The sequence below is a fragment of the Stieleria sp. genome (assembly GCF_041595215.1).
GTDB lineage: Bacteria > Planctomycetota > Planctomycetia > Pirellulales > Pirellulaceae > Stieleria > Stieleria magnilauensis.
Genome location: NZ_JBFHKV010001358.1, coordinates 1 through 1,909, shown reverse-complemented (window position 1 = coordinate 1,909; position 1,909 = coordinate 1). Strand labels below are relative to the sequence as shown.

Here is a 1,909-nt window from a genome sequence, read left to right as displayed (position 1 = left end):
GATCCCCTTGGACTCGCATGACAGGAACACCGCCATTTTGGAGTATCGTTGGTGATTCGAATTTTGGTCTTGGCGTTGACGACGCTCACGTTTCCGCTGTCGATGGTGCGGGGCGGCGAAGAAGAATATTATCGGCTGATAGATGTATCGGTTGCCAAAGCGGCGACGGACTCGCGATCCAAGAACTGGAAACCCGCGCCCGATGGGTTGGCATTGGAAGTCGGTGGGCTGGCGCTGCTGGATGATTCGCGGCTGGCCGTGGCGATTCGAAAAGGCGAGGTTTGGATCTTAGACGGTGTCTATGACGACCCGCCCAACAACGTGTCGTTCAAACGATTCGCCACCGCGCTGCACGAACCACTCGGGCTGCTCTATCACAACGGCGACTTGTACACGGCCCAGCGGAGCGAGTTGACGCGGCTTCGCGACGTCGATGGAGATGACGTGGCGGATGAGTATCTGACCGCCGCAAAAGGTTGGGGCGTGACCGGACACTATCACGAATACGCCTACGGCCCCAAGCTGGACGGCGATGGCAATTTGTGGATCACACTGAACATCGGTTTGGGACTCAAAGACGATCAGCTCAAACGCATCGTGCCCAACGCCGCACTGGGGTATCGACAAGGCCGGTGGCGCGGCTGGGGCATGAAGCTGACCCCGGCTGGTGAGCTGGTGCCGGTTTGTGCCGGGATGCGGTCACCATCCGGATTGGGGGCTAATGCCGCTGGAGACATGTTCTATACCGATCAGCAAGGCAATTGGGTGGCCACCAATTCGCTGCACCACATGCGTCCGGGCGCCTTCTTTCATCACGCCGAGGCGCTCGCGTCGATGAACGAGCCGGGGTCGACGATCGACGGCGTCGAGAAGGTGCCCAGTGGTCTGCCGCTGCCAAAGGCGTTGCAGCAATTCGAACAACTTCGTCCGCCCGCGGTTTGGTTCCCCTACAAAAAAATGGGGCAGTCGGCGACCGACATCATGCTGGACCAAAGCGGTGGAAAGTTCGGGCCGTTTGCCGGTCAACTATTTGTCGGCGAATTCACGCAGGCGGGCATCAACCGTGTGTTCCTTGAAAAGGTCGATGGCGAGTACCAGGGCGCTTGTTTTCCCTTTCGGCTCGGGTTCGCGTCCGCGGTCCTGCGGATGATCCAAGGGAGTGATGGCAGCGTGTTTGTGGGGTTGACCAACCGAGGATGGAGCAGCTTGGGACGCGCCAGTTACGGATTGCAGCGTCTGGTCTGGACGGGAAAGACGCCGTTTGAAATCAAGGAGATGCGCGCCCAACCGGATGGATTCGAACTCACCTTCACCCAACCGGTCGATCCGGAGTCGGCCGGTGACGTCGATTCCTATCGCATGCTCAGTTACACCTACCTGTACCACGCAACTTATGGCAGCGACGAGATTCAAACCAAAACACCGAGCATTGTAGCCGCCGAGGTTTCGGAGGATCGCAAACGCGTGCGTCTGCGAGTCGACGGGTTGCGTCCCCACTTCGTTCACGAGCTGAACGCCGACGGCGTCCGCAACGAATCGGGGCAACCGCTGCTGCATCCCGAAGCGTACTACACGTTGAATCGGGTTCCGTCGGGAGAGTGAAATCGCCGGCGCTCGTCTTCACTAACGAACGAAGTTTTTATCTTGTTAGCGGAACGGCGTGAGCCGTCCGGTCACGCCGCTGGGCGGTGAGGGAGACCGGAGGGCTTGCGCCCTGCCGCTAACAACCGGGCGAAGCGCATCGTAGCGGAACGGCGTGAGCCGTCCGGTGATGCCGCAGAGCGGCGCGGGAGACCGGAGGGCGTGCGCCCTGCCGCTATCAATGGAACGAAACGCATCGTAGCGGAACGGCGCGAGCCGTCCGGTGATGCCGCAGCGCGGCGCGGCAGACCGGAGGGCTTGCGCCCTG

General features: G+C 60.7%; 2 protein-coding genes. One reads left to right on the top strand and one right to left on the bottom strand.

The genetic code is table 11. The features are described 5' to 3' along the window. Positions 1-102: 102 nt before the first annotated feature. Positions 103-1,602, top strand: coding sequence for a hypothetical protein (locus ABX749_RS31275; protein WP_372899483.1), 1,500 nt, complete (start codon positions 103-105; stop codon positions 1,600-1,602). 45 nt (positions 1,603-1,647) lie between these two features. Here the strand turns inward: ABX749_RS31275 and ABX749_RS31270 are convergent. Next, positions 1,648-1,909 (bottom strand): hypothetical protein (locus tag ABX749_RS31270; protein WP_372899482.1); only part of this gene is annotated, 262 nt, incomplete at its 5' end.

Bases quoted from the DNA above. Each gene is read 5' to 3' on its own strand.
- ABX749_RS31275 (WP_372899483.1), top strand. From the start codon at position 103: ATGGTGCGGGGCGGCGAAGAAGAATATTATCGGCTGATAGATGTATCG.